Source organism: Tabrizicola fusiformis, assembly GCF_013328815.1.
Classification (GTDB): Bacteria; Pseudomonadota; Alphaproteobacteria; order Rhodobacterales; family Rhodobacteraceae; genus Fuscibacter.
Genome location: NZ_JABUHN010000005.1, coordinates 1 through 25483, shown reverse-complemented (window position 1 = coordinate 25483; position 25483 = coordinate 1). Strand labels below are relative to the sequence as shown.

General features: G+C 66.3%; 28 protein-coding genes and 1 riboswitch. Of the genes, 13 read left to right on the top strand and 15 right to left on the bottom strand.

The genetic code is table 11. The features are described from left to right. Positions 1–30: 30 nt before the first annotated feature. The 3 genes from HS053_RS09050 to metZ form a co-directional block, all read right to left on the bottom strand. Complete coding sequence (locus HS053_RS09050) at positions 31–1479, bottom strand: TrkH family potassium uptake protein (protein WP_174210918.1); 1449 nt, start codon at positions 1477–1479, stop codon at positions 31–33. Between the two features lie 189 nt (positions 1480–1668). Then, positions 1669–2757, bottom strand: coding sequence for a GTP cyclohydrolase FolE2 (folE2, locus tag HS053_RS09045; RefSeq protein WP_174210917.1), 1089 nt, complete (start codon positions 2755–2757; stop codon positions 1669–1671). Positions 2758–2931: 174 nt separating this feature from the next. Beyond that, a complete protein-coding gene (gene metZ / locus HS053_RS09040; protein WP_174210916.1) occupies positions 2932–4113 on the bottom strand; it encodes an O-succinylhomoserine sulfhydrylase in 1182 nt (393 codons plus the stop codon). A gap of 52 nt (positions 4114–4165) precedes the next feature. Beyond that, a riboswitch (SAM riboswitch) is annotated at positions 4166–4243 on the bottom strand. Positions 4244–4380: 137 nt separating this feature from the next. On the opposite strand from metZ, the gene HS053_RS09035 reads away from it, so the two are divergent. Together HS053_RS09035 and HS053_RS09030 are read left to right on the top strand one after the other, a co-directional pair. Further along, complete coding sequence (locus tag HS053_RS09035; protein ID WP_174210915.1) at positions 4381–5283, top strand: hypothetical protein; 903 nt, start codon at positions 4381–4383, stop codon at positions 5281–5283. Between the two features lie 83 nt (positions 5284–5366). Continuing rightward, positions 5367–6071 (top strand): hypothetical protein, encoded by a 705-nt coding sequence (locus tag HS053_RS09030; protein ID WP_174210914.1) that lies wholly within the window; start codon positions 5367–5369, stop codon positions 6069–6071. Here the strand turns inward: HS053_RS09030 and ptsP are convergent, their stop codons facing one another. The 4 genes from ptsP to HS053_RS09010 form a co-directional block, all read right to left on the bottom strand. Beyond that, the gene (gene ptsP / locus HS053_RS09025) at positions 6072–8312 is read right to left on the bottom strand and encodes a phosphoenolpyruvate--protein phosphotransferase (protein WP_174210913.1); all 2241 of its coding nucleotides are present in this window, start codon (positions 8310–8312) and stop codon (positions 6072–6074) included. Between the two features lie 149 nt (positions 8313–8461). Continuing rightward, a complete protein-coding gene (locus HS053_RS09020) occupies positions 8462–9718 on the bottom strand; it encodes an aspartate kinase (protein ID WP_174210912.1) in 1257 nt (418 codons plus the stop codon). Positions 9719–9851: 133 nt separating this feature from the next. After that, the gene (gene purD / locus HS053_RS09015; protein WP_174210911.1) at positions 9852–11114 is read right to left on the bottom strand and encodes a phosphoribosylamine--glycine ligase; all 1263 of its coding nucleotides are present in this window, start codon (positions 11112–11114) and stop codon (positions 9852–9854) included. Positions 11115–11186: 72 nt separating this feature from the next. Beyond that, positions 11187–11423 (bottom strand): excalibur calcium-binding domain-containing protein, encoded by a 237-nt coding sequence (locus HS053_RS09010; protein ID WP_174210910.1) that lies wholly within the window; start codon positions 11421–11423, stop codon positions 11187–11189. Between the two features lie 191 nt (positions 11424–11614). Here HS053_RS09010 and xseA point away from each other — a divergent pair, with 191 nt between their 5' ends. Next, positions 11615–13171 carry an exodeoxyribonuclease VII large subunit gene (xseA, locus tag HS053_RS09005; protein ID WP_174210909.1) on the top strand — a complete coding sequence of 519 codons (1557 nt, stop codon included), beginning with the start codon at positions 11615–11617 and terminating at the stop codon, positions 13169–13171. Between the two features lie 114 nt (positions 13172–13285). Here xseA and HS053_RS09000 read toward each other — a convergent pair whose 3' ends face one another. Both HS053_RS09000 and HS053_RS08995 read right to left on the bottom strand, forming a co-directional pair. After that, a complete protein-coding gene (locus HS053_RS09000) occupies positions 13286–13678 on the bottom strand; it encodes a hypothetical protein (protein WP_174210908.1) in 393 nt (130 codons plus the stop codon). Between the two features lies 1 nt (position 13679). Continuing rightward, entirely contained in the window at positions 13680–14726 is a 1047-nt protein-coding gene (locus HS053_RS08995; protein WP_174210907.1) for an alkane 1-monooxygenase, read from the bottom strand. 49 nt (positions 14727–14775) lie between these two features. On the opposite strand from HS053_RS08995, the gene HS053_RS08990 reads away from it, so the two are divergent. The 3 genes from HS053_RS08990 to HS053_RS08980 all read left to right on the top strand — a co-directional run bounded on the left by HS053_RS08990 (position 14776) and on the right by HS053_RS08980 (position 17295). Beyond that, positions 14776–15450: a lysoplasmalogenase family protein gene (locus HS053_RS08990; RefSeq protein WP_174210906.1), complete on the top strand. Its 675-nt coding sequence runs from the start codon at positions 14776–14778 to the stop codon at positions 15448–15450. A gap of 60 nt (positions 15451–15510) precedes the next feature. Then, positions 15511–16518, top strand: coding sequence for a signal recognition particle-docking protein FtsY (gene ftsY / locus HS053_RS08985; RefSeq protein ID WP_174210905.1), 1008 nt, complete (start codon positions 15511–15513; stop codon positions 16516–16518). A gap of 168 nt (positions 16519–16686) precedes the next feature. Further along, positions 16687–17295, top strand: coding sequence for an inner membrane-spanning protein YciB (locus HS053_RS08980; protein WP_174210904.1), 609 nt, complete (start codon positions 16687–16689; stop codon positions 17293–17295). Between the two features lie 59 nt (positions 17296–17354). On the opposite strand, the gene HS053_RS08975 is transcribed toward HS053_RS08980, so the two are convergent. After that, entirely contained in the window at positions 17355–18107 is a 753-nt protein-coding gene (locus HS053_RS08975; RefSeq protein ID WP_174210903.1) for an EcsC family protein, read from the bottom strand. A 57-nt stretch (positions 18108–18164) separates the two neighbouring features. Further along, positions 18165–18662 (bottom strand): GNAT family N-acetyltransferase, encoded by a 498-nt coding sequence (locus tag HS053_RS08970; protein WP_174210902.1) that lies wholly within the window; start codon positions 18660–18662, stop codon positions 18165–18167. A 94-nt stretch (positions 18663–18756) separates the two neighbouring features. On the opposite strand from HS053_RS08970, the gene HS053_RS08965 reads away from it, so the two are divergent. The 4 genes from HS053_RS08965 (at position 18757) to HS053_RS08950 (ending at position 21367) form a co-directional block, all read left to right on the top strand. Continuing rightward, entirely contained in the window at positions 18757–19329 is a 573-nt protein-coding gene (locus HS053_RS08965) for a flavin reductase family protein (protein WP_174210901.1), read from the top strand. Positions 19330–19522: 193 nt separating this feature from the next. Continuing rightward, positions 19523–20392 carry an S-methyl-5'-thioadenosine phosphorylase gene (locus HS053_RS08960; RefSeq protein ID WP_174210900.1) on the top strand — a complete coding sequence of 290 codons (870 nt, stop codon included), beginning with the start codon at positions 19523–19525 and terminating at the stop codon, positions 20390–20392. Positions 20393–20402: 10 nt separating this feature from the next. Further along, complete coding sequence (locus HS053_RS08955; protein ID WP_174210899.1) at positions 20403–20936, top strand: adenine phosphoribosyltransferase; 534 nt, start codon at positions 20403–20405, stop codon at positions 20934–20936. Next, positions 20933–21367: an NUDIX domain-containing protein gene (locus HS053_RS08950; protein WP_174210898.1), complete on the top strand. Its 435-nt coding sequence runs from the start codon at positions 20933–20935 to the stop codon at positions 21365–21367. Before HS053_RS08955 ends, HS053_RS08950 begins: the two co-directional genes overlap by 4 nt. A gap of 135 nt (positions 21368–21502) precedes the next feature. Here the strand turns inward: HS053_RS08950 and HS053_RS08945 are convergent, their stop codons facing one another. Genes HS053_RS08945 through HS053_RS08935 form a run of 3 tightly spaced genes read right to left on the bottom strand, consistent with a single transcriptional unit; the run spans position 21503 to position 23513 of the window. Further along, positions 21503–21928: a hypothetical protein gene (locus tag HS053_RS08945; RefSeq protein ID WP_174210897.1), complete on the bottom strand. Its 426-nt coding sequence runs from the start codon at positions 21926–21928 to the stop codon at positions 21503–21505. Position 21929: 1 nt separating this feature from the next. Further along, the gene (locus HS053_RS08940; protein WP_174210896.1) at positions 21930–22298 is read right to left on the bottom strand and encodes a bleomycin resistance protein; all 369 of its coding nucleotides are present in this window, start codon (positions 22296–22298) and stop codon (positions 21930–21932) included. A 12-nt stretch (positions 22299–22310) separates the two neighbouring features. Beyond that, positions 22311–23513 (bottom strand): pyridoxal phosphate-dependent aminotransferase, encoded by a 1203-nt coding sequence (locus HS053_RS08935; protein WP_174210895.1) that lies wholly within the window; start codon positions 23511–23513, stop codon positions 22311–22313. 89 nt (positions 23514–23602) lie between these two features. On the opposite strand from HS053_RS08935, the gene HS053_RS08930 reads away from it, so the two are divergent. Further along, a complete protein-coding gene (locus HS053_RS08930) occupies positions 23603–23881 on the top strand; it encodes an FAD assembly factor SdhE (protein WP_174210894.1) in 279 nt (92 codons plus the stop codon). Between the two features lie 95 nt (positions 23882–23976). Then, positions 23977–24474 carry a MarR family winged helix-turn-helix transcriptional regulator gene (locus HS053_RS08925; RefSeq protein ID WP_174210893.1) on the top strand — a complete coding sequence of 166 codons (498 nt, stop codon included), beginning with the start codon at positions 23977–23979 and terminating at the stop codon, positions 24472–24474. A gap of 198 nt (positions 24475–24672) precedes the next feature. Here HS053_RS08925 and HS053_RS08920 read toward each other — a convergent pair whose 3' ends face one another. Further along, positions 24673–24984, bottom strand: coding sequence for a hypothetical protein (locus tag HS053_RS08920; RefSeq protein ID WP_174210892.1), 312 nt, complete (start codon positions 24982–24984; stop codon positions 24673–24675). 202 nt (positions 24985–25186) lie between these two features. Between HS053_RS08920 and HS053_RS08915 the strand changes: the two genes are divergently transcribed. Next, on the top strand, positions 25187–25483 hold a 297-nt coding region (locus HS053_RS08915; protein ID WP_277817054.1), incomplete at its 3' end, for a GcrA family cell cycle regulator.

The following is a 25483-nucleotide window of genomic DNA, read 5'->3' as shown; positions in this document are numbered from 1 at the left end:
TGGGGGGGCAGCGCCCCCCACCCAAAGCCCTCAGTCGCGCCAGAACCGCGGCAGAAGCAGCACCAGAAAGGCCAGCAAACCCAGCCGGCCCAACAGCATTGCTGCCGACAGAATCCATATTCCCGCCAGCGGAAAATCGACAAAGGTGCCAGTCCGCGCCACCAGCGGGCCAAAGCCATAGCCGATATTGCCAATCCCCATCCAGACCGACCAGAAGGCTGACATGGGATCAACCCCGACCAGCGTCATCGCCACCGTCATCACCCCCATCAGAAAGACATAGCCGGTGATGAACAGGATCAGCCCGCTGATCACGTCCTCTTCCACGATCCGGCCATCGTATTTCACGGTGACCACCCGGCTGGGGCTGGCGATCTGGCGGATCTGGGCCATCAGCGCCGCCGCCGCGATCTGCGCCCGGAACACGCCCAGCCCCGCGGCACTTGAGCCAGAGCAGCCGCCGATCACCCCGATCACCAGCGCCACGACCAGCGCAAAGCCACCCCATGTCGAGAAGCTGCCCGAGAAGAAGCCGGTCGAAGACTGGATCGAGACCAGATTGAACAACGCCTCGCGGAACGCGCTTTCCAGCCCCTGATCCGAAACCGCCACCCGCCAGAGGGTGACCGAACCGACGGCACAGGCGATCCAGCGCAGATAGGCCCGTGCCTGTGCATCCTGCCAGAGCGGGCGGGACTGGCCGTTGATCAGTTGCACGAAGCGGATATAGGGCAGGCTGCCCAGAATCATGAACAGCGCCCCGGCATATTCCATTGCGCCCGGATATTTGCCGAACGAGGCGTCCATCGGCGCGAACCCTCCGGTGGCGATGGTCGCCATGGCGCAGACCACGGCATCCAGCGCCTCCATGCCCAAAGCGCGATAGACCAGCCCGCAGATCACCGTCAGCCCGAAATAGACGATCACCAGTTGCCGCGCGATATCGGTGGCGCGTGGCAGCGCCTTGCCGAAGGTGTCAAATCCCTCGGTGCGGAAATACTGCATCCCGCCCACCCGCATGACGGGCAGGAAGATCATGGCGACAAAGGCGATGCCCAGCCCGCCGAAGCTGTTCAGCATGCCCCGCCACAGGTTCATCCCCGGCGGCAATCCGTCCAGCCCGACAATCACCGTGGCGCCGGTGGTAGTCAGGCCCGAAGCCGCCTCGAAATACGCCTGCGCAAAGGTCAGATGCGGCGCGCCCAGCATCAGGGGCAGACCGCCGAACAGCGGCAGGATGCCCCAGATCGCCACGGTCATCAGATAGGCCTGCCGCGCATTCAGCGCCCCGCCCAGCGCATTGGCCGTCGCCAGCGACAAGAGCAGGCCAACCGACGCGGTGATGATCGCCGCCTCGACGAAATCGCGCGCATTCTCAAGCCCCGCCCGCCAATCGACGATGGCCGGAGCCAGCATGAGGATCGCCAGCACGATCAGCACGCGCCCGACGACATAGACGATTGGCCTGAGGTCGATCATGCCGCCAAGGGATAGGGGTTTGCTGCGGCGGCGTCAAACTGCGCAGACGTCAGCGGGAACGCCCGTGGCAGGTCGGGGCCTCCGGCGGGAGTATTTCGAAAGGTGCAAATGCCAGGCGCCGCACCTAGGCTTGCACTTCTTCAAATACTCCCGCCGGAGGCGAAGGCCCGAGGGAAGTTGGGCCGGGGATCAGCCGACGTGATAGAGGCTGGCGAATAGCCGCGGGTCCAGACTTTCGGCGGCAAAGGTGGGGCCTTCGGTCAGCACCGAAACCGCGTCATGGCTGTGCAGGCTTTCCTGATGGCTGGCGACGATGCGGAAATCGCCGACCCGGGCATCGGCAAGCAGCACCTCACAGAAGCTGCGGGCGGCATCCTCGACAAAGATCGGGTTGGCGGCGTTCAGCTCGGCAAACGCCTGTTCATCCTCGCGCTTGACCATGACCTGCGTTTCCGTGGGCACGGCGGCGCGGGCCAGTTCGATCAGATCCTCGAACCACAGGCATTTGTCGCCCTTCGCCTCGACCGAGATGCGCGCGACCGAGCGTTGCGAATGCGGCGTGGCCAGTTGGCCGCGCGTCATGCGGGCATGTTCGCTGAGTTCCAGCGAGCAGGGGCAGGTGCTGGAATAGACGAAATCCAGATGCATCAGCCGCTTGCGCACCCCGGCCTGATCGACCAGCTCCAGCGCGATGTCGTAATACTGCCAGCCCGACAGGCCAGAGCGCAGCGAGCCGACCTTGACCGGGAAGGAAAACCGCATCTGGATCCGGGCGTCAAAGCTGCCCAGATCGCGCTTGTAATCGTCCAGCGCGTGTTCGATCACCTGAAAGCTGAAATCGCGTTCGGCATGGGCATAGAAGGACCGCATGATGCGGCTCATGTTGATGCCCTTCTTTTCCGCCTCGAGGCTGACCGTGCCTGTGACCGAGGTTTCCAGCGTCAGCGGGCCGTTGTCGCGGGTGCGGTAGTGGATCGGCAGCCGGAAGTTCGAGATGCCGACATGCTGGATCACCGCCTTTTCGCCCACGATCAGGCTGGAGGGACCATTTTGCAGATCGGGCAGGCTGTCCTTGTAGGCGGCATCGGCGCGGAAATCCTGCGGATAGTCGCGCGACAGGACGGGATAGCCCTGCCCCACCAGCGCCCCCGCCTGCGGATCAAGTGCCACGATTTCGGCCTCGCTGGCGCGGGCGGCCCAAAGCCGCAGCGTGGCAAGTGCCGCCTCTGCCTCGGCACGGCCGGGCCGCAGATCGCTGTCCTGCATATGAATGTTCATGGCGTCGCTCCCCGATGGCAAGGCGCAAGACCGCCAATATAGGCGATTGCACCATCATACCCAAGCCTTGCCGAAGGGTTACGTCAGAAAGGCGACATCGGATCAGGTTTTTCCGCCGGATCGCGCCGGAACCGGCGTGCAGGGGGCCGCCGCGCGGGCGCCCCCTGCATCGGATCAGGCGGCGTCCAGCGCCTGCATCAGATCGGCAATCAGGTCGCCCGCATCCTCAAGCCCGACCGAGAAGCGGATCAGCCCGGGGGTGATGCCCAGTGCATCCTTTTGTTCCTGCGGCAGGCGTTGGTGGGTGGTGGTCGCCGGATGGGTGGCGATGGTCTTGGCATCGCCGAGGTTGTTCGAGATCAGCGCGATCCGCAGCGCGTTGACAAAGCGGAAGGCCGCCTCTTTGCCGCCCGCCACCTCGAAGGTCACCAGCGTTCCGCCCGACCCCATCTGTTCCATCGCCAGCGCGTGCTGCGGATGGCTGGCCAGTGCCGGATAGATCACCTTCGTCACCTTCGGGTGCCCTTCCAGAGCCGTGGCGATTCGGGCCGCGCTGTCGGCCATGGCGCGGCAGCGCAGGTCCAGCGTGGCCAGACCGTTCAGCATGATCCATGCGGTGAACGGGCTCATCGCGGCGCCGGTGTGTTTCAGATAGGGTTCGGCCACCTTGCGGATGAAATCCTTGGTGCCGCAGATCACCCCGCCAAGGGCGCGGCCCTGACCATCGACATGTTTGGTCGTGGAATAGACCACCACATCGGCGCCCTGTTCCACGGCGCGCGAAAAGATCGGCGTGGCGAACACATTGTCCACCACCACCAGCGCGCCCACGGCATGGGCAATCTCGGACACCGCCCGGATATCCACCAGTTCCAGCGTCGGGTTCGACATCGATTCGAAGAACACCGCCTTGGTGCCGGGCGTGACCGCCGCGCGCCATTGCGCCAGATCGGCGCCATCGACGAAGGTCACCTTCACGCCATAGCGCGTCAGCACCTCTTCCAGAATATAGAGGCAGGAACCGAACAGCGCCCGCGACGACACCACATGGTCGCCCGCCCGCAGCATCGACACCAGCGCGCCGTTCACTGCCGCCATGCCGCTGGCGGTGGCAAAGGCATCTTCGGTGCCTTCCAGCGCGGCAATCCGCTCTTCGAACATGCGGGTGGTGGGGTTGCCGTAACGGGCATAGATGAACTCATCCTCGCCCGCCTTGATGAAGCGCGCCTCGGCCGCTTCGGCATCGGGATAGGCAAAGCCCTGCGTCAGGAAGATCGCCTCGGCCATCTCGCCATACTGGCTGCGCCGGGTGCCTTCGTGAACCAGCGTGGTGCGGGTCTTCCAGTCCTTGGTCATCGTCTTTGGCTCCCGGCCATGAAAAAGCCCCGGATACCCAAGGGTCCGGGGCGCTGCGAGAGCCCGGAACCTTTTAGCGGTTTGTTTAACGTGGCCCGCAATCCGGTTACAAAGCGCCACAAGGGGCGGCATACGCCCGCCAAGACGAAAGGTCAACCGGGCAAAGGCGGGGCGCCTATCGCGGGACCGTCACGCAGGCGTAACGCGCGCTTCACCGGGCTGTTGCAGCATCAGGGCATCACAGGTGCAGCCCCGGACCCAAGCGCCATGCCCCAAGCCCTGCCCCCGATCCGCGCCGACCTTGGCCCCAAGGGCCTGACGATTGATGCCGCCGCCCTGAGCCGCGCATTGGCCGCCTTGCCGCAGGGGGCGCCGGTGGTGGCGCTGGTGCATGGCTTCAGCTTTGCCCCGGGTCTGCCGGGGGTGTGCCCGCACAGCCATATCCTGTCGCTCGACCCCGATCTGCGGGACGGCAAGGCCATAAGCTGGCCGCGCCATCTGGCGCTGGACGGGGTGCGGGGGCTGGCGATCGGCCTGGGCTGGAACGCGCGCGGCACCCTCTGGCAGGCGCATGGCCGCGCCCTTGGTGCCGGGGCGGCGCTGGCGGAACTGGCGGCGCTGGTGCGCCGGATCGACCCGCGGCGGCGGCTGGATGTGGTGGGCCATTCGCTGGGTGCGCGGGTGGCGCTGGCGGCGCTGCCACGGGCGGCGGCCGGTGATCTGCGGCGGCTGATCCTGTTGGCCGGGGCCGAGGCGCGCAGCACGGCCCGCGCCGCATTGGACAGCCCGGCAGGCCGCGCGGCGCAGGTGGTCAACGTCAGCACCCGGGAAAACGACCTGTTCGACGCCCTTTATGAATGGCTGATCCATGCCGGCTGTCGCACCTCGATCGGGCAGGGTCTGGGTGTGCGGGCGCCCGAAAACTGGCGCGACCTGTGGATCGACCATGCGGCGGGCCGGGCCGGGCTGGCGCGGCTGGGCTACCCCTTGCCCGCACCGCCCGGGCGCATCTCGCATTGGTCGCCCTATCTGCGGCCCGGGCTTTTCGCGCTCTACCGCGCGCTGATTGACGGCAGCCTGCCTGCCGCCACCCTGCCCCGCCACCGGCCCGCGCGGCGCTGGTCGCTGCTGGTGGCGCCCCGGTTGGCGGCACCTTTCCCCCCGGCCTGAGGCGCCCGCAGGGAATCATCCGCCAAAGGCGGCAGCCGTGCTATGCTGGCGGCATTGAACCCTGCATTCATCAAGGCTTTGTCATGCCCGAATTCGGCTATCAGCCTAAACATATCCATCTTCTGGACAGCAAGCTCACGCTCGACCCGCAGGTCGCCGCCACCATCGCCGAGATTCAGGCCCGGATCGCCGCACGTGACTGGCTGGACCGGCTGATGAATCCGCGCTGGGAACTGTCGATGGATTTCTTTCAGTCGCTGCTGATGGCCCCGCCGCAGCCCGGGCCCTTTGCCCTTCCCGCGCCACCGCCCGCAGCGCCGCTTGTCACCCCCGGCGCCGGTCCTGCCGTGGCCCGCCCGGGCGAGATGAAAGAGGTGGCGGAAGCCCTCTACAAGGTGCCTGCGATCCAGAATCTGGCCCAGCGCGCGCAAGAGGCGCTGATGCGCGACCTGAACCGGCTGAAAGCCGAGTGGAAGGGCGCCCCGATGCCCGAGAAGGTCACCATGATCTCGGTCGGCACGCTTTTTGCCGCCGGGGTGATCACGCCGGTTCTGGCCAACCGGCCGACCCGCCTGCTGGCCTTTGACGCCATCAAGGGCAAGGACATTCCCCTGCCCCTGCTGCCGGGCTGGAGTTTCCGGGTGCTGGACAACGGCGCCGGGCTGAAGGCCCCACTTGGCCATCCGGCGGTGACCGGCGATGTCAGCGTGCAGGCCCCGGGCGGAACGGTGAACTGGAGCGCCACGGTCAATGTCGATGTGGCGGCGGTGGTCAAGGCGCTGAAATGATCAACTGGCGGGTTGCGCCGCCAGCCATTCCATCAGCCGCGCCCGCACCGAACTGTCGCCTGCCGCCCGTGCCTCTTCGATCACCGCACGCGCCTGCCCCAGATCGACCCGGCGCAACAGCGCCTTGACCGGCCCGATCGAGGCGGGCCGCATCGACAACACCCGCAGACCCATCGCGGCAAAGGCCAGCGCCTCAACCGGGCGGCCCGCATCCTCGCCGCAGAAGGACAGGCGGGTGTTGCTTGCGGCGCAGCGGCTGACGATCTGCTCAAGGAAAGACAGGAACGACAGGTTCAGCGTGTCATAGCGCTTGCGCACCCGCTCATTCTCACGATCGGCGGCGAAGAAGAACTGTTTGAGATCATTGCCGCCGATCGAGATGAAATCGGTCATGTCGAAAAACGCCTGCGGCGCATAGGCCAGACTGGGCGTTTCCAGCATGGCGCCGATCTCCAGCCGCTCCGGCACCGCATGGCCCAGCGACTTTTCGCGGTGCAATTCGCGCAAGGTGGCGCTGCGGGCCTCGATAAATTCGCTGAATTCGGTGATGAAAGGGAACATCACCGTCAGCGGCCGCCCTTTGGCCGCGCGGATCAGCGCCTGCAACTGCATCCGCAGCACGCCCGGCTTGTCCAGCCCCACCCGGATCGCCCGCCAGCCCATCGCAGGGTTCGGCTCGTCCTGCGGCTTCATATAGGGCAGCACCTTGTCCGACCCGATATCCAGCGTGCGAAAGGCCACGGGGCGGCCCTGCGCGGCATCCATCACCCGGGAATAAAGCTGCGCCAGCTCATCCCGCCGGGGCATCTGGTTGCGGATCAGGAATTGCAGTTCGGTGCGGAAAAGCCCCACCCCCTCGGCCCCCGAGCCGACAAGCGAGGGCAGATCGGCCATCAGACCGGCATTCATGTGCAGGGCCACCGTCACCCCGTCGCGGGTGGTGGCGGGCAGGTCGCGCAGACTGGCATAGCGGGTCTGCGCCGCCGCCTGCATGGCAATCTTGTCGCGGAAGCTGCGGGCGACGGTTTCCTCGGGACGCAGATGCACCACGCCCTGATCGCCGTCCACCAGAATGGCATCGCCGTTCAGCGCCTCGGTCGTGATGCGTTCGGCATGGATCACCAATGGAATGGCCAGCGCCCGGGCGACGATGGCGGCATGGCTGCCCACCGACCCCTCTTCCAGCACCACGCCTTTCAGCTTGCGGCCATAGTCCAGCAGTTCCGCCGGGCCGATGTTGCGCGCCACCAGCACCGGATTTTCCGGCATCGTGGCGCCGGTATCCTTGCCCTGCCCGGTCAGGATGCGCAGCAGCCGGTTCGACAGGTCGTCCAGATCATGTAGCCGGTCGCGCAGATAGGCGTCGGGCACCTGTTCCAGCCGGTTGCGGGCGGCGGATTGTTCTTTCTCCACCGCCGCTTCGGCAGAAAGGCCGCGCTGGATATCCTCTTCCATCCGGCGCAGCCAGCCGCGCGAATGGGCGAACATCCGATAGGCTTCAAGCACCGCCTTCTGGTCCTTGTCGAGGCTTTCGGCCTCCAGCAGGTCATCGACCGAAACCCGCAGCACCCCCACTGCCGCGCGGATGCGGTCGATCTCGGTCAGCGGATCGTCGGCGACAGGATTGGTGACCACCACCCGCGGCTCGTGCAGCCAGACCCGGCCCTCGGCCGCGCCCTCCTGCCCGGTGGTGCCGCGAAACAGCACCGGCTGCTTGTGCAAGGCCCCCAGACCGTCGCCGCCAAAGGCGCCCAGCTCGGTCATCTCGGCCAGCACCATGGCCACGACGTCCAGCGCCTCGATTTCATCCTCGGAATAGCGGCGGGCGGATTTGGACTGCACCACCAGCACGCCCAGCTTTTCGCCCACCCGCTGAATCGGCACGCCAAGGAAGCTGGAATACAGCTCTTCCCCGGTTTCCGGCATATAGCGAAAACCCTTTTCCGATGGCGCATCAGCGGTGTTCACCGGCAGGCCGGCCTTGGCGACACGGCCCACCAGGCCCTCGCCCAGCTTCATCCGGGTCTTGTGGACGGCGGCCTTCTTCAACCCCTCGGTGGCGCAAAGCTCCAGCGTTTCGGCATCGCGGAAAAGGTAGATCGAGCAAACCTCGGTCCGCATCGAATCCGCAATCAGATGGGTGATGCGGTCCAGCCGGACCTGCCCCTTGGCGGGCGTTGCCAGCACGTCGCGCAAACGGCGCAAGAGCTTGCGGCTGTCGCCTTCGCTGCGTTCGGGCATCGGATATCGTCCATCAATCGCTTTCCCCCTCTATAGGCGGGAAGGGGCGCCATGGGGAGGGGAAATCTCCTGTAAAGGCGGGGCGCCGCCAGACTTGTCTGGCGGCGCCCCGCTTTCGCCCGGTGATGCGCGGAAAAGCCGCGCCCGGCTTATACCTTGTCCAGCGCGAAGACGTCGTGCAGCGCCTGCACCGCCAGTTCCATATACTTGCGGTCGATCAGCACCGAAATCTTGATCTCGGACGTGGCGATCACCTTGATGTTGACGTTCTCGGCGGCCAGCGCATTGAACATCTTGGCGGCAACACCCGCATGGCTGCGCATCCCGATGCCCACGACCGAAACCTTGGCCACATCGGTATCGACCACCAGTTCCTTGTAGGTGAACTTGCCCGCCGCCTGCGCCTCTTCGATGGCCTTCTGGGCGCGCGCAACCTGATTGGTCGGGCAGGAAAAGGTCATGTCGGTAAAGGCGCGCTTGTCGCCCGGCTCGTCCAGCTCCGAGATGTTCTGGACGATCATATCCACATTCACCCCGGCCTCGGCCAAGGGGCCAAAGATCGCGCCGGCAATGCCGGGGCGGTCCTCGACCTTGACCAGCGTCATCTTGGCCTCGTCGCGCGAATGGGCGACGCCGGAAACAACTTTCGATTCCATGATTTCATCCTCGTCGCAGACCAGAGTCCCAGAAGTTTCATCGGTATCCTCGAACGAGGACAGCACCCGCAGCCGCACCTTGTAGCGCATGGCAAGCTCGACCGAGCGGGTTTGCAGCACTTTCGCGCCCAGAGAGGCCAGTTCCAGCATCTCTTCAAAGGCGATCTTTTCCAGCTTGCGCGCCTTGCCGCAGATGCGCGGGTCGGTGGTATAGATGCCGTCCACATCGGTATAGATGTCACAGCGTTCGGCAGCAAAGGCGGCGGCGAAGGCAACGGCGGTGGTGTCCGACCCGCCGCGGCCCAATGTGGTGATGCGGCCTTCGGCGCTGACACCCTGAAAGCCCGCCACGACCGCAACCTTGAAGCCTTCGGCGAATTTCGCGTCGATATTCTCGCGCGGGATCGACACGAAGCGGGCCGAACCATGGGCCGAGGTGGTGTTGATCGGCACCTGCCAGCCCTGCCAGGACCGCGCGGGCACGCCCATTTCCTGCAACCGCAGCGCCATCAGACCGGCGGTGACATTCTCACCCGAAGCGACCACGGCGTCATATTCGCGGGCATCGTAAAGCTTGGAAGTGCCTTCGACCCAACCGACGAGTTCGTTGGTCTTGCCCGACATCGCACTGACAATGACGATCACGTCATAGCCGCGCTCAACCTCGGCCTGCACCTTTTTCGCGGCATTCTCGATCCGCGCAAGGTCGGCGACCGAAGTGCCGCCGAATTTCATCACCAGAACCGGCATGGATCATCCCCCGGATGCCTCGAAAACCGGCGCCTCTTTATGCGGCAACCCCCGCGCGTGCAAGAGGCGATCCGGTCGCGCAGGGTGCCAAAATCCTTCGAAGGATTTTGCAAATTTCTTCGAAGAAATTTGGTCAGAGCGCGCGCCAGCCGATGTCCGAGCGGCAGAAGCCTTCGGGCCAGTGCAGATGGTCGATCATCGCATAGGCGCGGTTGCGGGCATCGGCCAGCGTATCGCCCCGCGCGGTGATGTTCAGCACCCGCCCGCCATTCGCCACGATCTGCCCGTCCTTGCCGGCCGTCCCGGCGTGAAAGCACATGTGGCGGCTGTCTTCGGGCAGACGGCCCAGCCCGTGGATGACCGTGCCTTTCTGATAGGCCCCGGGATAGCCCTTGGCCGCCATCACCACCGTCAGGGCATGATCCTCGGCCCAGTTCACCCGGGCGCGGTCCAGCCGCCCCTCGGCGCAGGCCAAAAGCAGGTCCAGCGCCTGCGCCCCCAGCCGCAGCATCAGCACCTGCGTTTCCGGGTCGCCAAAGCGGCAATTGTATTCCACCAGCCGGGCCCGGCCGTTCTCGATCATCAGCCCGGCATAGAGAACCCCCTGATAGGGCGTGCCGCGCCGCGCCATTTCGGCGATGGTCGGCAGCACTATCTCCTCCATCGCCTGTTGCTGGATCGCTTCGGTCAGCACCGGCGCCGGGGAATAGGCGCCCATGCCGCCGGTGTTGGGGCCGGTATCGCCGTCGCCCACCCGCTTGTGATCCTGCGCCGTGCCGATCGGCAGGGCATTCACCCCGTCGCAAAGGACAAAGAAGCTCGCCTCTTCGCCCGCCATGAACTCTTCGATCACCACTTCGGCACCCGCCGCCCCAAAGGCGCCGCCAAAGATCTCGTCGATGCCCGCCAGCGCCTCCGCCTCGGTCATGCCCATGATCACGCCCTTGCCCGCCGCCAGCCCGTCGGCCTTGATGACAAGAGGGGCACCCTGCGCCTGCACATAGGCGCGGGCGGCGGCGGCATCGGTAAAGCGGGCGTAGCCGGCGGTCGGCGCGCCGCAGGCATCGCAGATTTCCTTGGTAAAGGCTTTCGATGCTTCAAGCCGCGCCGCCGCCGCACCCGGCCCAAAGGTCAAGAGCCCGGCAGCCCGGGTGGCATCGGCCACACCGGCGGCCAGGGGCGCCTCGGGGCCGACGATCACGAAATCAACCGCGTTCTCTTCGCAGAAGCTCACCACCGCGGCACCGTCCAGAATGTCCAGATCGGCGCATTCCGCCAGCGCCGCGATCCCGGCATTGCCCGGCGCCACGATCAGCCGGTCGCATTTCGGGTTCTGCTTGACCGCCCAGGCCAGCGCATGTTCCCGCCCGCCGCCGCCCAGAATGAGGATGTTCATGGATGCCCCCGCTTGGCCCTTGCCTGCGGGCCTCATAGGTCCGGCCAAGGTCTCGTGCAAGCGGCTTGGCAGCTACTTCTTCTTCTCGCAGGCCACGCCATCGCCGTCGCGGTCCAGCTCATAGATGTCTTCGCCCACGATATAGACCGGCCCCTGCACATAGGCCGGGCCGTTGCCATTGCCATGCGCGCAATCGACATCGGACGCCACCGGCACGCAGGCGCCTTCATAATTCGGATCGCAGTCCTGCGCCACAGCCGCAGTGCCGCAAAAAAGCGCTGCAAGGGCAAGGGCGGGAAACGGGCGCATGGCGATTTCCAAAAAGTGTTAACGAAAGGTTAACACGATTCGCCCCGTAGGATGGGCAATATTGCCCATCCCCCGAACCCCGCAGCCGATTTCTTCGAAGAAATCGGGCCGGACCCTTTGAAGGGTCCGAAGCGGCGTTTTGGAAAACGCCGCGCCTTCCCCTTGCCGCGGCGCCCGCCTATCCTGCCGCCATGGACATGTTCGAAGACACCCCCGCCCCCGGCAATCAGCCTGAATACACCGTCTCGGAACTTTCCGGCGCGGTGAAGCGGGTGATCGAGGGGGAGTTCGGCCTTGTCCGTGTGCGGGGCGAGGTGGGGCGTGTCAGCCGCCCGGCCTCGGGGCATCTTTACTTTGACCTCAAGGACGACCGCGCAGTCATTGCCGCCATTTCGTGGAAGGGGCAGGTCGCCAAGATGCAGGTCCGCCCGGAAGAGGGGATGGAGGTCATCGCCACCGGCCGCATGACCACCTTCCCCGGGCAGTCGAAATACCAGTTGATCGTCGAGGATGTGGCCCCCGCCGGGGCGGGCGCGTTGATGGCGATGCTGGAAAAGCGGCGGGCGGCCCTGCAGGCCGAGGGTCTGTTCGACCCCGCCCGCAAGAAGCCCATCCCCTATCTGCCGCAGGTGATCGGCGTCGTCACCTCGCCCTCGGGCGCGGTGATCCGCGATATCCTGCACCGGCTGCGCGACCGTTTTCCGCGCCATGTGCTGATCTGGCCCGTCGCCGTGCAGGGGCAGAATTGTGCCGCCGAAGTGGCCGCCGCGATCCGGGGGTTCAACGCGATTGCCCCCGGCGGGCCGATCCCGCGGCCCGATGTGCTGATTGTGGCGCGGGGCGGCGGCAGTCTGGAAGACCTCTGGGGCTTCAACGAGGAAATCGTGGTGCGGGCGGCGGCGGCCAGCCGCATTCCGCTGATTTCCGCCGTGGGGCATGAGACGGACACAACTCTGATCGACCATGCCGCCGACCTGCGCGCGCCCACCCCCACCGCGGCGGCAGAGCTTGCCGTGCCGGTGCGGCTGGAATTGCTGGCCACGCTGGAAAGCCTCTCGGCGCGGCTCTTGCGCGGGCTGACCACCGGATTGCAGCGCCGCGACCAGCGGCTGCGCGACCTTGGCCGCGCCCTGCCCCGGCCCGAGACGCTGACCGGCAGCGCGGCGCAGCGGCTGGACCTGTGGTCGGGCCGTCTGGCCGGCGCGCTGGGGATGGCGACGGCCCGCAAACGCGCCGGGTTCGAACGCGCGGCCCGGCTTCGGCCCGAGGTGCTACGGGCGCTGATCGCCTGGCGGCGTGATCAGGGGCAGGCCCTGTCCGGGCGGCTTGAGGCGGCGCTGGCCCGCCGGGCCGAGCGGGCCGCCGACCGGGCTGCGGCGCTGGCCGCCCGGCTGGCCCCGGCGCTGCACCGGCTGATCACCGAAGCGGCGCGCAAAGGGGCCGAGGGCGCGACGCGGCTTGCCACGCTTGACGCACGGCTGCAGGCGGCCCCGCCCACACGGCTGGCCGATCTGGCCCGGCGGCTTGAGGCGCTGGACCGCACGCGCCAGACGCTGGGCCACGCCGAAACCCTGCGGCGCGGCTTTGCCATCGTGCGCGGCGACGGCCATGTGGTGACGGGCCGGGCGGCGGCGGAAAAGGCCGCCGTGCTGGAGATCGAATTCGCCGATGGCCGCCTGACCACCGGCGGCAAGCCCGCACGCAAGGGCAAGCCGGGGGAACCGCCACAACAGGGCAGCCTGTTCTGAAAGGACAAGGAATGTCCCGCGCGGCTGTGGCAGCTTTGCTGCACAGACCGCGCAAAAGGTTCGGCTTCATGTGAACCCCTGATTTCGGGCATTCGGCCGGAACGTCGGAAAACCTCAGACACCCACCTGCGGGCCGGGACAAATCAACGGCTCGGCGCTTTCCTCGACCACCGAAAGCGGCGTGCCATCCGGGTCGTCCAGCGCCTGTGCCGCGATGCTGTCCCCCCGGTCGTAAAGCAGCCAGCAATCCGGCGCGCCACCATCGTCATAGGCAAAGCAGATCGCACCGCCTGTCTCCTCCCACCAGTAACCGTGCTTGCACTCTTGGCCTTCAAAGGCCCAGATCACGCGGCGCCCGGCCAGATATTGCTCACGCCCCCAAACCTTCCCGCTGTCGGCATAGGTCATGGTGCGGCCCACCACCCGCGCCTCGAACTCGGCCGCGGTCATGGGCGTTTCGGCCCAAGCGGGCGCGGTCAGCAGGATCAGCGCCAGCATCGTCTTCATTTCATCCCCTCCACCGGGCCAGATGCGGCACGATCCACCGTCGCCAAAGCGGCGGGAACAGCGCAATGGTGCAGGCCATGGGCAGCGGCCACGGCAGCATCGGCGCCTCTTCCGCGCCGGGCATCCGCAGCGCCGGATAGGGCCGTGCCGGATGCGCGTGATGGTCGGAATGGCGCGGCGCATTCAGCATCAGCGCCGAGGAAAACCAGAACGGCGCGTTCCAGCTATGGCGCGCCGCCACCGGCTCAAGCCGCCCATCGGGGCGCAGCGCCCGCGTCAGCCCGTAATGCTGCACATAATCCGACAGCATCAACTGCACCTGCGCGTGCAACGCCAGCCCGGCCCAGACCAGCCCCCCCGCCGCCCCGGCCAACCCCCAGCCCAGCGCCAGCGCCAGCCCCGCCAGCCCCAGATAGACCGCATAGGGGTTCAGCCGCCCCGGCGCCCGGGCGGTCAATTCCCGTTCGGCCCGCAGCCCCTGCCGGAAGCTGCCCGCCCATGCCCGCAGGAAAAAGCGATAAAACCCTTCGCCCGCCCGGGCCGAATTGGGGTCTTCGGCACTGGCCGCATGGCGGTGATGCACCAGCCGGTGGGCGCTGGCGTGATGGCCGAAGAGGAGGCTGCCGTAAACCGCCACCCCCAGCCCATAAAGCCCGCGACTGCCCCGGTGGATCAGCTCATGCGCCATCGGGTTCGACACCTGCCCGAACCACAGTCCTGCCCCGACAAACAGTGCCAGCCGCTGCCACGGCCCCAACCCGCTCGCCCCGGCCACGCCCCAGACTGCGGCGGGCAGCGCCACGAGATGGCCAACCGCCAGCCCGATCAGCAAGGAATCCGCCCCGGGAAACTCCGCCCCTTCGGGCGCGTCCCCCATGAAGAGGCCCCTGATCTGGTCCAGCGCCAATGCCAGCACCGTCATGTAAAGCAACCCCGCCGCTGCCCAACCGCCACCCTGCCAAAGGCCCAAAGCGAAAAGCAGCAACGGACAGGCCGAAGCCAGAGCGAACAGGAACAGCGGAAGCGGACGTCGGGTCAGGTCTTGCATGGCGAAAACCTAGCATGTGAGGCTGCGCCGAACAGCCCCCGGATGGACCATGACAGCGCTTCTGACCCTCGCCACCCTTGCCGCCACGGCCTACCAATACGCCTTTGCCACCCGCCCGGAAGGGCAGCAAAGCTGGACCGGCTCATCCGTCAAGACCGCCGCTACGGCGGCGCTCGCGGCTTATGGATTGGCCACAGGGGCGCCGGGGCTGATCACGCTGGGCCTTGCCCTTGGCGCGCTTGGCGATTTCGCGCTGTCACGCCCGGGGAAAACCGCCTTTCTCGCCGGAATGGGCGCCTTTGCGGGTGGGCATCTGGCCTATGCGCTGGCCTTCTGGCAGCGCGGGGCAGAGCTTGGCGGCCCGGCTTTCGGGCCGGGGCAGATCGCCGCGCTGGCGCTCCTCGCCCTGCTGCTGATCTCGACCGAATTCTGGCTGGCCCCGCGCACCGGCGCGCTGCGCTGGCCTGTGCGGGGCTATGGGCTGGGCATCGGGGCGATGGCGATGACCGTCATCCTCTTGCCCGCGAATGGCGGCGACACCATCCTCGGGCTTGGCGCCGCGCTCTTCCTCTTGTCAGACACGCTCCTTGCCCTGCGCCTCTTTGTGGTGACCGCCCCGATGCGCCAGCGCGCCCTCAGCCTAGCCATCTGGCCAAGCTATTGGCTGGGCCAAAGCCTCATCCTGATCGGGGCAGTGCTTTACTGGGATTTCCCCAAGGGCTGAACCCTTCCCAAGGCAGACGTTATTGACTAGGTGAAAGGGACCGCAGCCAAAGGCCCGCCCATGTCCTTCTTCAAGAAGCTCAAAGACCGCATGTTCCGCTCCTCCGACAAGATCGGCGAGGGGCTGGATGCGCTGGTCAGCGAAACGGAGCCCGCGGCCAGCACAGCCGAAGCCCCGGCACCCGAAGCGAAGCCGGGCCTTATCGGCCGCCTCTTCGGACAGGGGGACGAGCCGCGCCGGGTGCTGGATGACGCGATGCTCGAAAGCCTCGAAGAGGTGCTGATCGCCGCTGATATGGGCGTCGATACCGCGGCCCGCGTCACCGCCAATATCGCCGAAGGCCGGTTCGGCAAACGCATCTCCACCCCCGAGCTGCGCCGCGCCCTCGCCGATGAGGTCCGCCGCATCATGGAACCCGTGGCCCGCCCGCTGCCGCTCTACACGCAAAAACCGCAGGTGGTGCTGGTGGTCGGCGTCAACGGCTCGGGCAAGACCACGACGATCGGCAAGCTGGCCTCGCAGTTCAAGGCGGCCGGAAAATCGGTGGTGATCGCCGCCGGCGACACCTTCCGCGCCGCCGCCGTCGAACAGTTGCAGATCTGGGGCACCCGCGCCGGCGTGCCCGTGCTGACCGCCCCCGAAGGCAGCGACCCGGCCAGCCTCGCCTTCGACGCGCTGACCCGCGCGCAGGAAACCGGCGCCGATCTTCTGATGATCGACACCGCAGGCCGGTTGCAGAACCGCGCCGACCTCATGGAGGAACTGGCCAAGATCATCCGCGTCATCCGCAAGAAAGACCCGACCGCGCCGCACAACACCCTTCTGGTGCTGGATGCCACCACCGGCCAGAACGCCGTGCTTCAGGTCGAGATTTTCCGCAAGATCGCCGATGTCTCGGGCCTGGTGATGACCAAACTCGACGGCACCGCCAAGGGCGGCGTTCTGGTCAGCCTGGCCGACCGCTTCGGCCTGCCGATCCATGCCATCGGCCTTGGCGAACAGATCGACGACCTCGCTCCCTTCGACCCCGAGGATTTCGCCCGCGCCCTCGTCGGCCTCGAAGACTGACACCCTTTCATCTTGGCACAAATATCCTGGGGTCCGGGGCAAGGCCCCGGGGGCGGCCACAGGCGGGTCGATCACATCCCTGATGACATCCCCGCGCATGCGATTTGCCGCCTTGATCGCCCTGCCGTTCCGCGCCAGAACGGGGCGAACCCCGGGGGAGCGCAGCTTATGGCCGAAAAGAAGATCAACCCGATCCTGAAACTGGCTCTCGAACTCGGGCCGGTGGTGCTGTTCTTCGTCATGTTCGGGCGGCTCAAGGACCGGACCTTCACCTTGGGCGGCGCGGAATATTCCGGCTTCATCGTCACCACCGCCGCCTTCGTGCTGCTGATCATCGCCACCTCGGCCCTGCTCTGGGCGCTGACGGGCAAGCTCTCGCGGATGCAGATGATGACGCTGGTTCTGGTGGTGGTGATGGGCGGGCTTTCGGTCTGGCTCAATGACGAACGTTTTATCAAGATGAAGCCGACGCTCTTGTATCTGGCCTTCGGCGGCGTTCTGGGCTTCGGCCTGTTGCGCGGTCAAAGCTATCTGCGGCTGGTGATGGACGAGGCGCTGCCGATGCAGCCCGAAGGCTGGATGATCCTGACCCGTCGCCTGACGGCCTTCTTCTTTGCGCTGGCCGTGGCGAATGAGGCGGTCTGGCGCCTGATGTCCACCGAGGCTTGGGTGAATTTCAAGACCTTCGGCCTGACGGCCGCGCTGTTTGCCTTCTTCATGACGCAGGGCAAGCTTTTCGAACGCTACGGCAACGAGCCGCCAAAGACCGGCAACTGACGCCGCCGCAGGCCCAAATCTTTTGCAAAAGATTTGCAAATTCCTTGCAAGGAATTTGGTTACGCCTTGCGCAGGCGGGGTGCCTCACTGGCGACGGCAAAGCGCTGCGTCACCGCTTCGGCGCCGTGCTGCACCGCCAGCCGCATCAGGGCAAAGCGGATACGGGCAACCTCGCGGTAATAGCTCAGATAGGCCGCATTCAGCCCGGCGCCACTGATCGCCCCCAGCACCGGCACCGCCTGCGCCGCCAGTTTCTGGCCCAGCGCCACCGCCAGTTTCGGCGCCACCGTGGCAATCAGCTTTTGCAGGGCCGGGCCGGTCAGGGTCAGGCGGGCCGACAGAAAGCTGGTGTTCACCCCGTCATCGCCCGAGAGCGGCGAACCCGCCGAAAAGACCATCAGACAGGCCGCCCGCACCGAAGGCTCCGCCGGATCAAAGCCCGCCGCTTCGGCCTCGTCGCGGATCGCCTTGAGGATCACCGTCACCGTGACCGGCAGTTCCGCGATCGAGGTGGCAAGCCCGCCGGCACCCCCCGCCGCCCCCGACAGGATTGCTGCCGCCAGCGTGCCACGCCGGCCCACGGCGGGCACCGCACCGCCAAGCCCCAGCGCCGCGCCCAGTGCCGCTGCCGTCACCCGCTCGACCTCGCTGCGCAGCCGGGGTGGCAGATGGGCCATCTGTGCCTCAATCCCGCCGCCCAGCCGGTTGACCACCGACATCAGCGGCCCATTGGCCCGGCGCAGCGCACGGGCCAGCTCGTCGATCTCGCGGTCAAGGTCGGGCGCGGGCAGCGCGGGCAGGGTCTGGTTCATCCCGCGAATGTGGCCCCTTGCCGGGCACTGCGCAAGTCTCTGCCACTGGAATCGAGATCAGACGGTGGCCCCCGCCGCCTTGGTCACCCGACCCCGCACGCCGGCCCATGCGCCCTTTTTCAACTCCAGCCCCAGCACCCGGTCGGGATTGGTGGGCGGCGGCATTTCGACGCCCTCCAGCTTTTCAAAGCCAAAGCGGCGGTAATACGGGGCATCGCCCACCAGCATCACCCGCTCCCACCCCAGCCGCCGCGCCTCGCCCAGACTTTCGTTGATCAAAAGCCCGCCCAGCCCCTCGCCCTGCCGGGTGGGGTGAACGGCCACGGGACCGAGCAGAAGCACATCCTGCCCGCCCACCTCGACCGGCCAATAGCGGATTGCGGCGGCCATGATGCCCTCATCATCGCGCAGCGTCAGGCAGAGCGCCGCAACCGTCGGCACGCCGTCGCGCAGGCGGTAGCTGGACAAAGCGGTTCGGCCCGGCGCGAAGCAGAGGTCATAAAGCGCCTCCACCTCCCACCAGTCCGCCTCGACCTCTTCCTCAAGCTGATACACCGGCGCCGCCCCCTGGCAGAATCATCTGGCAACGCGGGTAACATGCGGATACCTCAGGATCAAATGCCCGAACGTCCCGGTGGGAGAAGCGCCGATGTTCTACCGCCCCGAAGACGGCCACGGCCTGCCGCACAACCCCATCAGCGCCGTGGTGGCACCGCGCCCAATCGCCTGGATTTCGACACGGGCGGGCATGGGCGACAATCTGGCGCCCTACTCCTTCTTCAACCTGGTGGCCTATGATCCGCCGCAGGTGATCTTCTCGGGCGACCCCAGCGACAGCGTGACCAATGCGCTGGAAAGCGGGGTTTTCGCGGTGAACATCGTGGAAGAGGCGGCGCTGGCGGCAATGAATGCAACCTCGGCCGGCTTTGCCCGCGGGGTGGATGAATTTGCCGCCTGCGGCGTGGCAAAGGCCGAATGCACGACCATCCCCTGCCCCCGGGTCGCGGGTGCCCCGGCCACGCTGGAGTGCCGCGTCCTGTCGCACAGCCGGCTGAAGGGCGACAACAACACGCTGGTTCTGGGCGAGGTGGTGGGCATCCACCTGCGCGACGACTGCCTTGTGGCTGGCCGCTTCGACGTCAGCCGCTTTCACCCGATGGGCCGCCTTGGCTACCGCGACTATGTGGCGGTGCGCGACCTGATCACACTGAAGCGCCCGTAGGATGGGCAATCTGCCCATCCTCCCGGTGCCATCCTTCCGGTCATTGCCCGACGGTCTGGAAATTGCGCCCCGCCCGAAAGACACAGCCCACCGATCGGGCAACCATTCGGCGGACAAGATCAAGGCGCCGTAACCCCTTGCCCCGCCGCTGGTGCTGCGTAGGATGCGCCGGCAACAGCCCGGAGCGAGACCCATGCAGACCATGATCGGCGTTATCGGCGGTTCGGGGGTCTATCAGATCGACGGGCTGGAAGGTGCCTCCTGGGTCAAGGTGAAAACGCCCTGGGGCAGGCCCTCGGACGAGGTGCTGGTGGGCCGCTTGGGCGGCGTGCCGATGGCCTTCCTGCCGCGCCACGGGCGGGGGCATGTCCACAGCCCCTCTTCGGTGCCCTACCGGGCCAATATCGCGGCGCTGAAATCGCTGGGCTGCACCGATCTGGTGGCGGTGTCGGCGGTGGGCAGCCTGCGCGCCGATTATGCGCCGGGTGATTTCGTGATTGTGGATCAGTTCATCGACCGCACCTTTGCGCGCGAGAAAAGCTTCTTCGGGCCGGGCTGCGTGGCGCATGTCAGCGTGGCGCATCCGACCTGCCCGCGCCTTGGCGCAGCGGCGGCCGAGGCGGCGCGGGCCGCAGGCGTGACGGTGCATGAGGGTGCGGTCTATCTGGCGATGGAGGGGCCGCAATTCTCGACCCTCGCCGAAAGCCGCCTTTACCGCTCTTGGGGCGCCGATGTCATCGGCATGACCGGGATGCCCGAAGCGAAGCTCGCCCGCGAAGCGGAGCTTTGCTATGCCTCCGTCGCCATGGTCACCGATTACGACTGCTGGCACCCCGACCACGGCGCGGTGGATGTGGCGCAGGTGATCGCCACGTTGGCCGCCAATGCCGCCCATGCCCGCACATTGGTCAAGGGTCTGCCCGTCCGGCTGGGCGGCGACCGCACGCCCTGCCCGCATGGCTGCGACCGCGCCTTGGACCATGCCGTGATGACCGCCCCCGACAAGCGTGACCCCGAAATGCTGGCCGCCCTGCGGGTCATCGCGGGCCGGGTTCTGGACTGAGGAGAGACCGATGAAGAAATCCGTCCGCGACTATATCCGCACCATCGTCGATTTCCCGCATGAGGGGATTCTGTTCCGCGATGTGACCACGCTGTTCGCCGATCCGCGCGGGTTTCGGATGTGTGTCGATCAGCTTCTGGCGCCCTATGTCGGGGTGCGGATCGACAAGGTGGTGGGGCTTGAGGCGCGGGGTTTCATCCTGGGCGGGGCCGTGGCACATCAGCTCTCCACCGGCTTCGTGCCGATCCGCAAGAAGGGCAAGCTGCCGGGTCAGACGATTTCCCAAGCCTATACGCTGGAATATGGCGAAGCGGTGGTCGAGGTGCATGAAGACGCGATGCAGCCGGGTGAAACCGTGCTGCTGGTCGATGACCTGCTGGCCACCGGCGGCACCGCCGAGGCGGGCATCAAGCTGATCGAGCGGCTGGGGGCCAAAGTGGCAGGTTGCGCCTTTGTCGTCGATCTGCCCGATCTGGGCGGGCGCAAGCGGCTTGAGGCGATGGGCATGGAGGTTCACGCCCTCTGTGCCTTTGACGGGCTGTGAGCCGCCCGGCGCTGGCGGTTCTGGCCGTGGTTCTGCACGGCGATCAGGTGTTGCTGGTGCGCCGCCGAAATCCGCCAGATGCCGGGCTCTGGGGCTATCCGGGCGGCCATGTCGAGGCGGGCGAGACCGCGCTGGCCGCCGCCGCGCGAGAACTGGCCGAGGAAACCTCGGTCCGTGCCGATCCGCTGGAATATCTGGCGAACCTCGACATCATCCTGCGGGATGCCGACGGGCGGCTGGAGCATCATTTCTTTCTGGTGGCCGTCCTGTGCCGCTATCGCGGTGGCGCCCCGCAGGCCGCAGACGATGCCACCCATGCCGCATGGATTCCGGTGTCACTGGTGCTGTCGGGTGCCCTGCCGATGAGCCGTGACGTGGACCGCGTGCTGCGCCGGGCACTGGAAAGCCCGCAAGAGCCGGGCTGGCTTTAACCTGTCCTTAACGAGAATCGTCCTAGACCTTGGCTTGTCCGGTGGCTCTGCCGGATGGGACGCTGCTTGCAACACGACCCACCCCACCCCAGCCCCGCAGGCCCCACCTGCGGGGCAAACCTTTGGCGTGGCAGATTATTCCGCAGCGTCCTTGCCGCCCTCGGCCCGCATCAGCCGGTCAGCCTTCTTACGCACCAGAACCGTGCGCAGATCATGCATCGCCAACAGCAGCACATCCGTCACCGCCTCAAGCTGATCCTCGGTCGCCCGCGCCTGCACCCATTGCGTCGTCAGGTTCAGATGATCGACCGCGCGCAGGATGTCGTCCACGTCCCGCTCGGCCAAGAGGGCCTGCCGCGCCACGATCCAATCCTGAATCACCGCCATTTCGTCGGGTGTCAGCTTGCGGTCGCCATGCGGCTTCACATTGCCATTCTTGACATTGACCGTGGCAATTTCGTCCAGCTCGATCCGGCGCTGGCGGTTCTCGGTATCGACGCGAAACACGACGGCGCCATTTTCACGGATACGGAAATAGAACTCGGGAAGGTCGCCCGCCATCTTAGCTGTCCTTGTTGTCCAGCACCCGCAAGAGCGAGCCGTCCTCATCCACCAGCGCGAACATGCGCGGCGCGCCCTGCAACTTGAAGATACCCGTCAGCCGCGGAATGGCGGTGCGATCATCGCTCAACCCGACCTGCTGCCATTCGGCGAGAAGCGCCTCGACCTCATCCACACGGATGCAGGCCGAGAACCAGCTTGACCACTTGTCCACCCCGGGATGCGGGAAAAACTCCAGCTCCAGCGCGCCGCGTCGCAGGATCATCCATCCGTCATCACGAAAATCAGTGCGAAATCCAAGGCGGTGATAGAATGCCTCGGTTGCAGCGAAATCCCGGCTGGGCAGATTTGCCGTGATACGGTCGGCCATCGGTTCTCCGCTTCAGATCAGGCCCGCGCAGAAGGTCTGGATACGGCGGCAGGCTTCTTCCAGCACCTCGTCCGCCGTAGCGTAGCTGACGCGGAAGTTCGGGGAAAGCCCGAAGGCAGCGCCGAACACCACCGCCACCCCGGTTTCCTCCAACAGGGCCGAGGCGAAAGCCTCATCATCGGTGATCTTCGCGCCCCCGGCGCTGGTCTTGCCGATGCAGCCCGAAATGTCGGGGTAGACGTAGAACGCCCCCTCCGGTTTCGGGCAGGTGATGCCCTTTGCCGCGTTCAGCATCGCCACCACGAGATCGCGCCGCCGCTCGAACAGCTTGCGGTTGGGGGCAAGGAAATCCTGCGGCCCGGTCAGCGCCTCAAGTGCGGCATATTGCGACACCGAACAGGGGTTCGAGGTGGACTGGCTCTGGATCGTGCCCATCGCCTTGATCAGATGCACCGGCCCCCCGGCATAGCCGATCCGCCAGCCGGTCATCGCATAGGATTTCGACACGCCGTTGCAGGTCAGCGTGCGGTCATAAAGCGCGGGCTCGATCTGCGCCGGGGTGGTGAATTCGAAATCGTCGAACACCAGATGCTCATACATGTCATCCGACATGATCCAGACCTGCGGATGGCGCAGCAGCACATCACACAGCGCCCGCAACTCGGCGCGGGTATAGCCGGCGCCGGTCGGGTTCGACGGGCTGTTGAAGATGAACCACTTGGTCTTCGGCGTGATCGCCGCTTCAAGCTGCGCCGGGGTCAGCTTGAAATCGGTCTCGATCCCCGCCGCCACGGGAACCGGCGTGCCGCCCGCCAGCAGAACCATGTCGGGATAGGACACCCAATAGGGTGCGGGAATGATCACCTCATCGCCCGGATTGCAGGTGGCCATCAGCGCATTATAGAGAATCTGCTTGCCGCCGGTGCCCACGGTGATCTGGTTCGGCGCATAGGTCAGGCCATTTTCCTTCAGGAATTTGGCGCAGATCGCCTTTTTCAGCTCGGGAATGCCGTCCACGGCGGTGTAACGGGTCTTGCCCGCGTCAATCGCCCGCTTGGCCGCCTCGCGGATGTTGGCGGGGGTGTCGAAATCCGGCTCTCCGGCGCCAAGCCCGATCACATCGCGCCCCGCCGCTTTCAGCTCCTGCGCCTTGGTGGTCACCGCGATGGTGGGCGACGGTTTGACGCGGGCAAGGGTGTCGGAGAGGAAGGCCATGACAAGCTCCGGGGCTGGTAAGGGTGCGCGGGCTGTCATAGTCTCGCCCCCGGTCCGGTTCAAGGCCAAGGCAGCAGGGGAAGACGGGCATGAGCGAGACGGCAGAGGCGCGGCTGAAGCGGATGGCGATGCGAAGCTGGCGGCGCGGCACCAAGGAGATGGACCTGATCCTTGGCCCCTATGGCGACGCCCGCCTTGCCGCGATGGCGCCCGAAACGCTGGACCTCTATGACGCGCTGCTGCACGAGAATGACCAGGATCTGCTGCCCTGGGTGCTGGGCCAAACCCCGCCGCCGCCACCCTATGCCGCGCTGATCGCCGAAATCGCCGCCTTCGCCCGCAGCCGCCTTGCCCCGCAGCCCCGCTGATCGCGCAAATTTGCGGCATTTTCGGGCAGGAGTTTACGCAATGTTTCCCTTTTGTGCCGAGGCTGACCGCAACCGATGCTGTTGCGGAGTGACCCATGACGATGCACGCCCCTTTGCTGGATGGCACGCAAAAGGCCCTGATGGCGGGCTATCTCGACAATCTTGCGCTGCTGGAACGGCTGCACCGGCTGCTGCTGGATGTCATCAAGGATGAATTCGAACGGCTGGCGCTTCTCGAAATCAACTCGGTGCAGGCGCTCTTGCTCTTCAACATCGGCGAGAATGAGGTGACCGCAGGCGAATTGAAAACCCGCGGCTACTATCAGGGCTCGAATGTCAGCTACAATCTCAAGAAACTGGTGGAACTGGGCTATATGCACCACCAGCGCAGCGAGATTGACCGCAGATCGGTCCGTGTTCGGCTGACGGAAAAGGGCCGCCGCGTGCGCGGGATGCTGGCCGAACTCTTCGCCCGCCATGCCGAGGGGCTGATGAAACGCGGCCTGATCGACGCCGAGGCGATGGAGAACATGAACCAGTCGCTGAAACGGATGGAACGCTACTGGACGGAACAGATCCGCTATATCTACTGACCGCCCGCTCCGGTCCGGTGTAGCTGCCTCCGGCGGGAGTATTTCAAAAGGTGCAAATCATCGAGGGCAGAGAACGGTTTGCACCTTGCCAAGTACTCCCGCCGGAGGCCCTTCACCCGAGCCGGTTGGCCGCAGGCCAGAGGCGAGAAAAAGATATGCCGCCGTTTCGCAAGAAAGGGCGGCGCAATTTACTTGCCGTCAGTCGTCCAGTTCCCAGCCATCGGGGTAGAAATCAAAGGGCAGCACCTCGCGCGTGGCGCGTTCTTCCCAATACCAGATCGCCTCCGGCTCGATGGCGATGGGCCCGACCCGCGCCTCAAGAACGGTGCCGTCATTGCGGGTCTTGAAGCCTTTAGCCCGCAGCGCCTTTTCCACGGCGGCCCATTTGGTATCGACCTCTTCGGCAACGAAGATGAAGACCACGACAGCGGTGGCGGGCAGTTTGACGCCCTTGCCGACCTGGCGGAAGGTCTCGAACGTGTCGGCCCGCTGGGCGCGATAATCATGCATGGCATCTCTCCCGGCCCCCGATTGGCGCCTGTCTGCCGTTCCTGCGCCAGAGCAAGGCCCCTGACAAGCCCCCTGAAAGGCTCCCGATCCACAGCCCTTGCCCCCGCCCCGCTTGATTCCCGGTGCTTTGCCTTGTATCCGGTGCTGTCCCCATTAGAATGGGCCCCACCCAACGGGCCAGTCCCGAACCCCGGAGTATGTCATGTCCTGGACCGACGAGCGCGTCGAGACCCTCAAGCGCATGTGGGCCGAAGGCCAGTCCGCCAGCCAGATCGCCAAGGAGCTGGGCGGCGTCACGCGCAATGCGGTGATCGGCAAGGTCCACCGTCTGGGCCTGTCGAACCGGGCGGGCGATGGCGCGACCCATGGCGAAGAGGCCGAAGCGCCGGTAGCGGCACCCGCCGCGGCGGTGCGGCCCGAACCAGCCCCCCGCCCCGCCCCCGAGCCCGCCCCCCGCGCGGCCGAACCGGCCCCACTCGGTCTGTCGGCCGAAGCACTG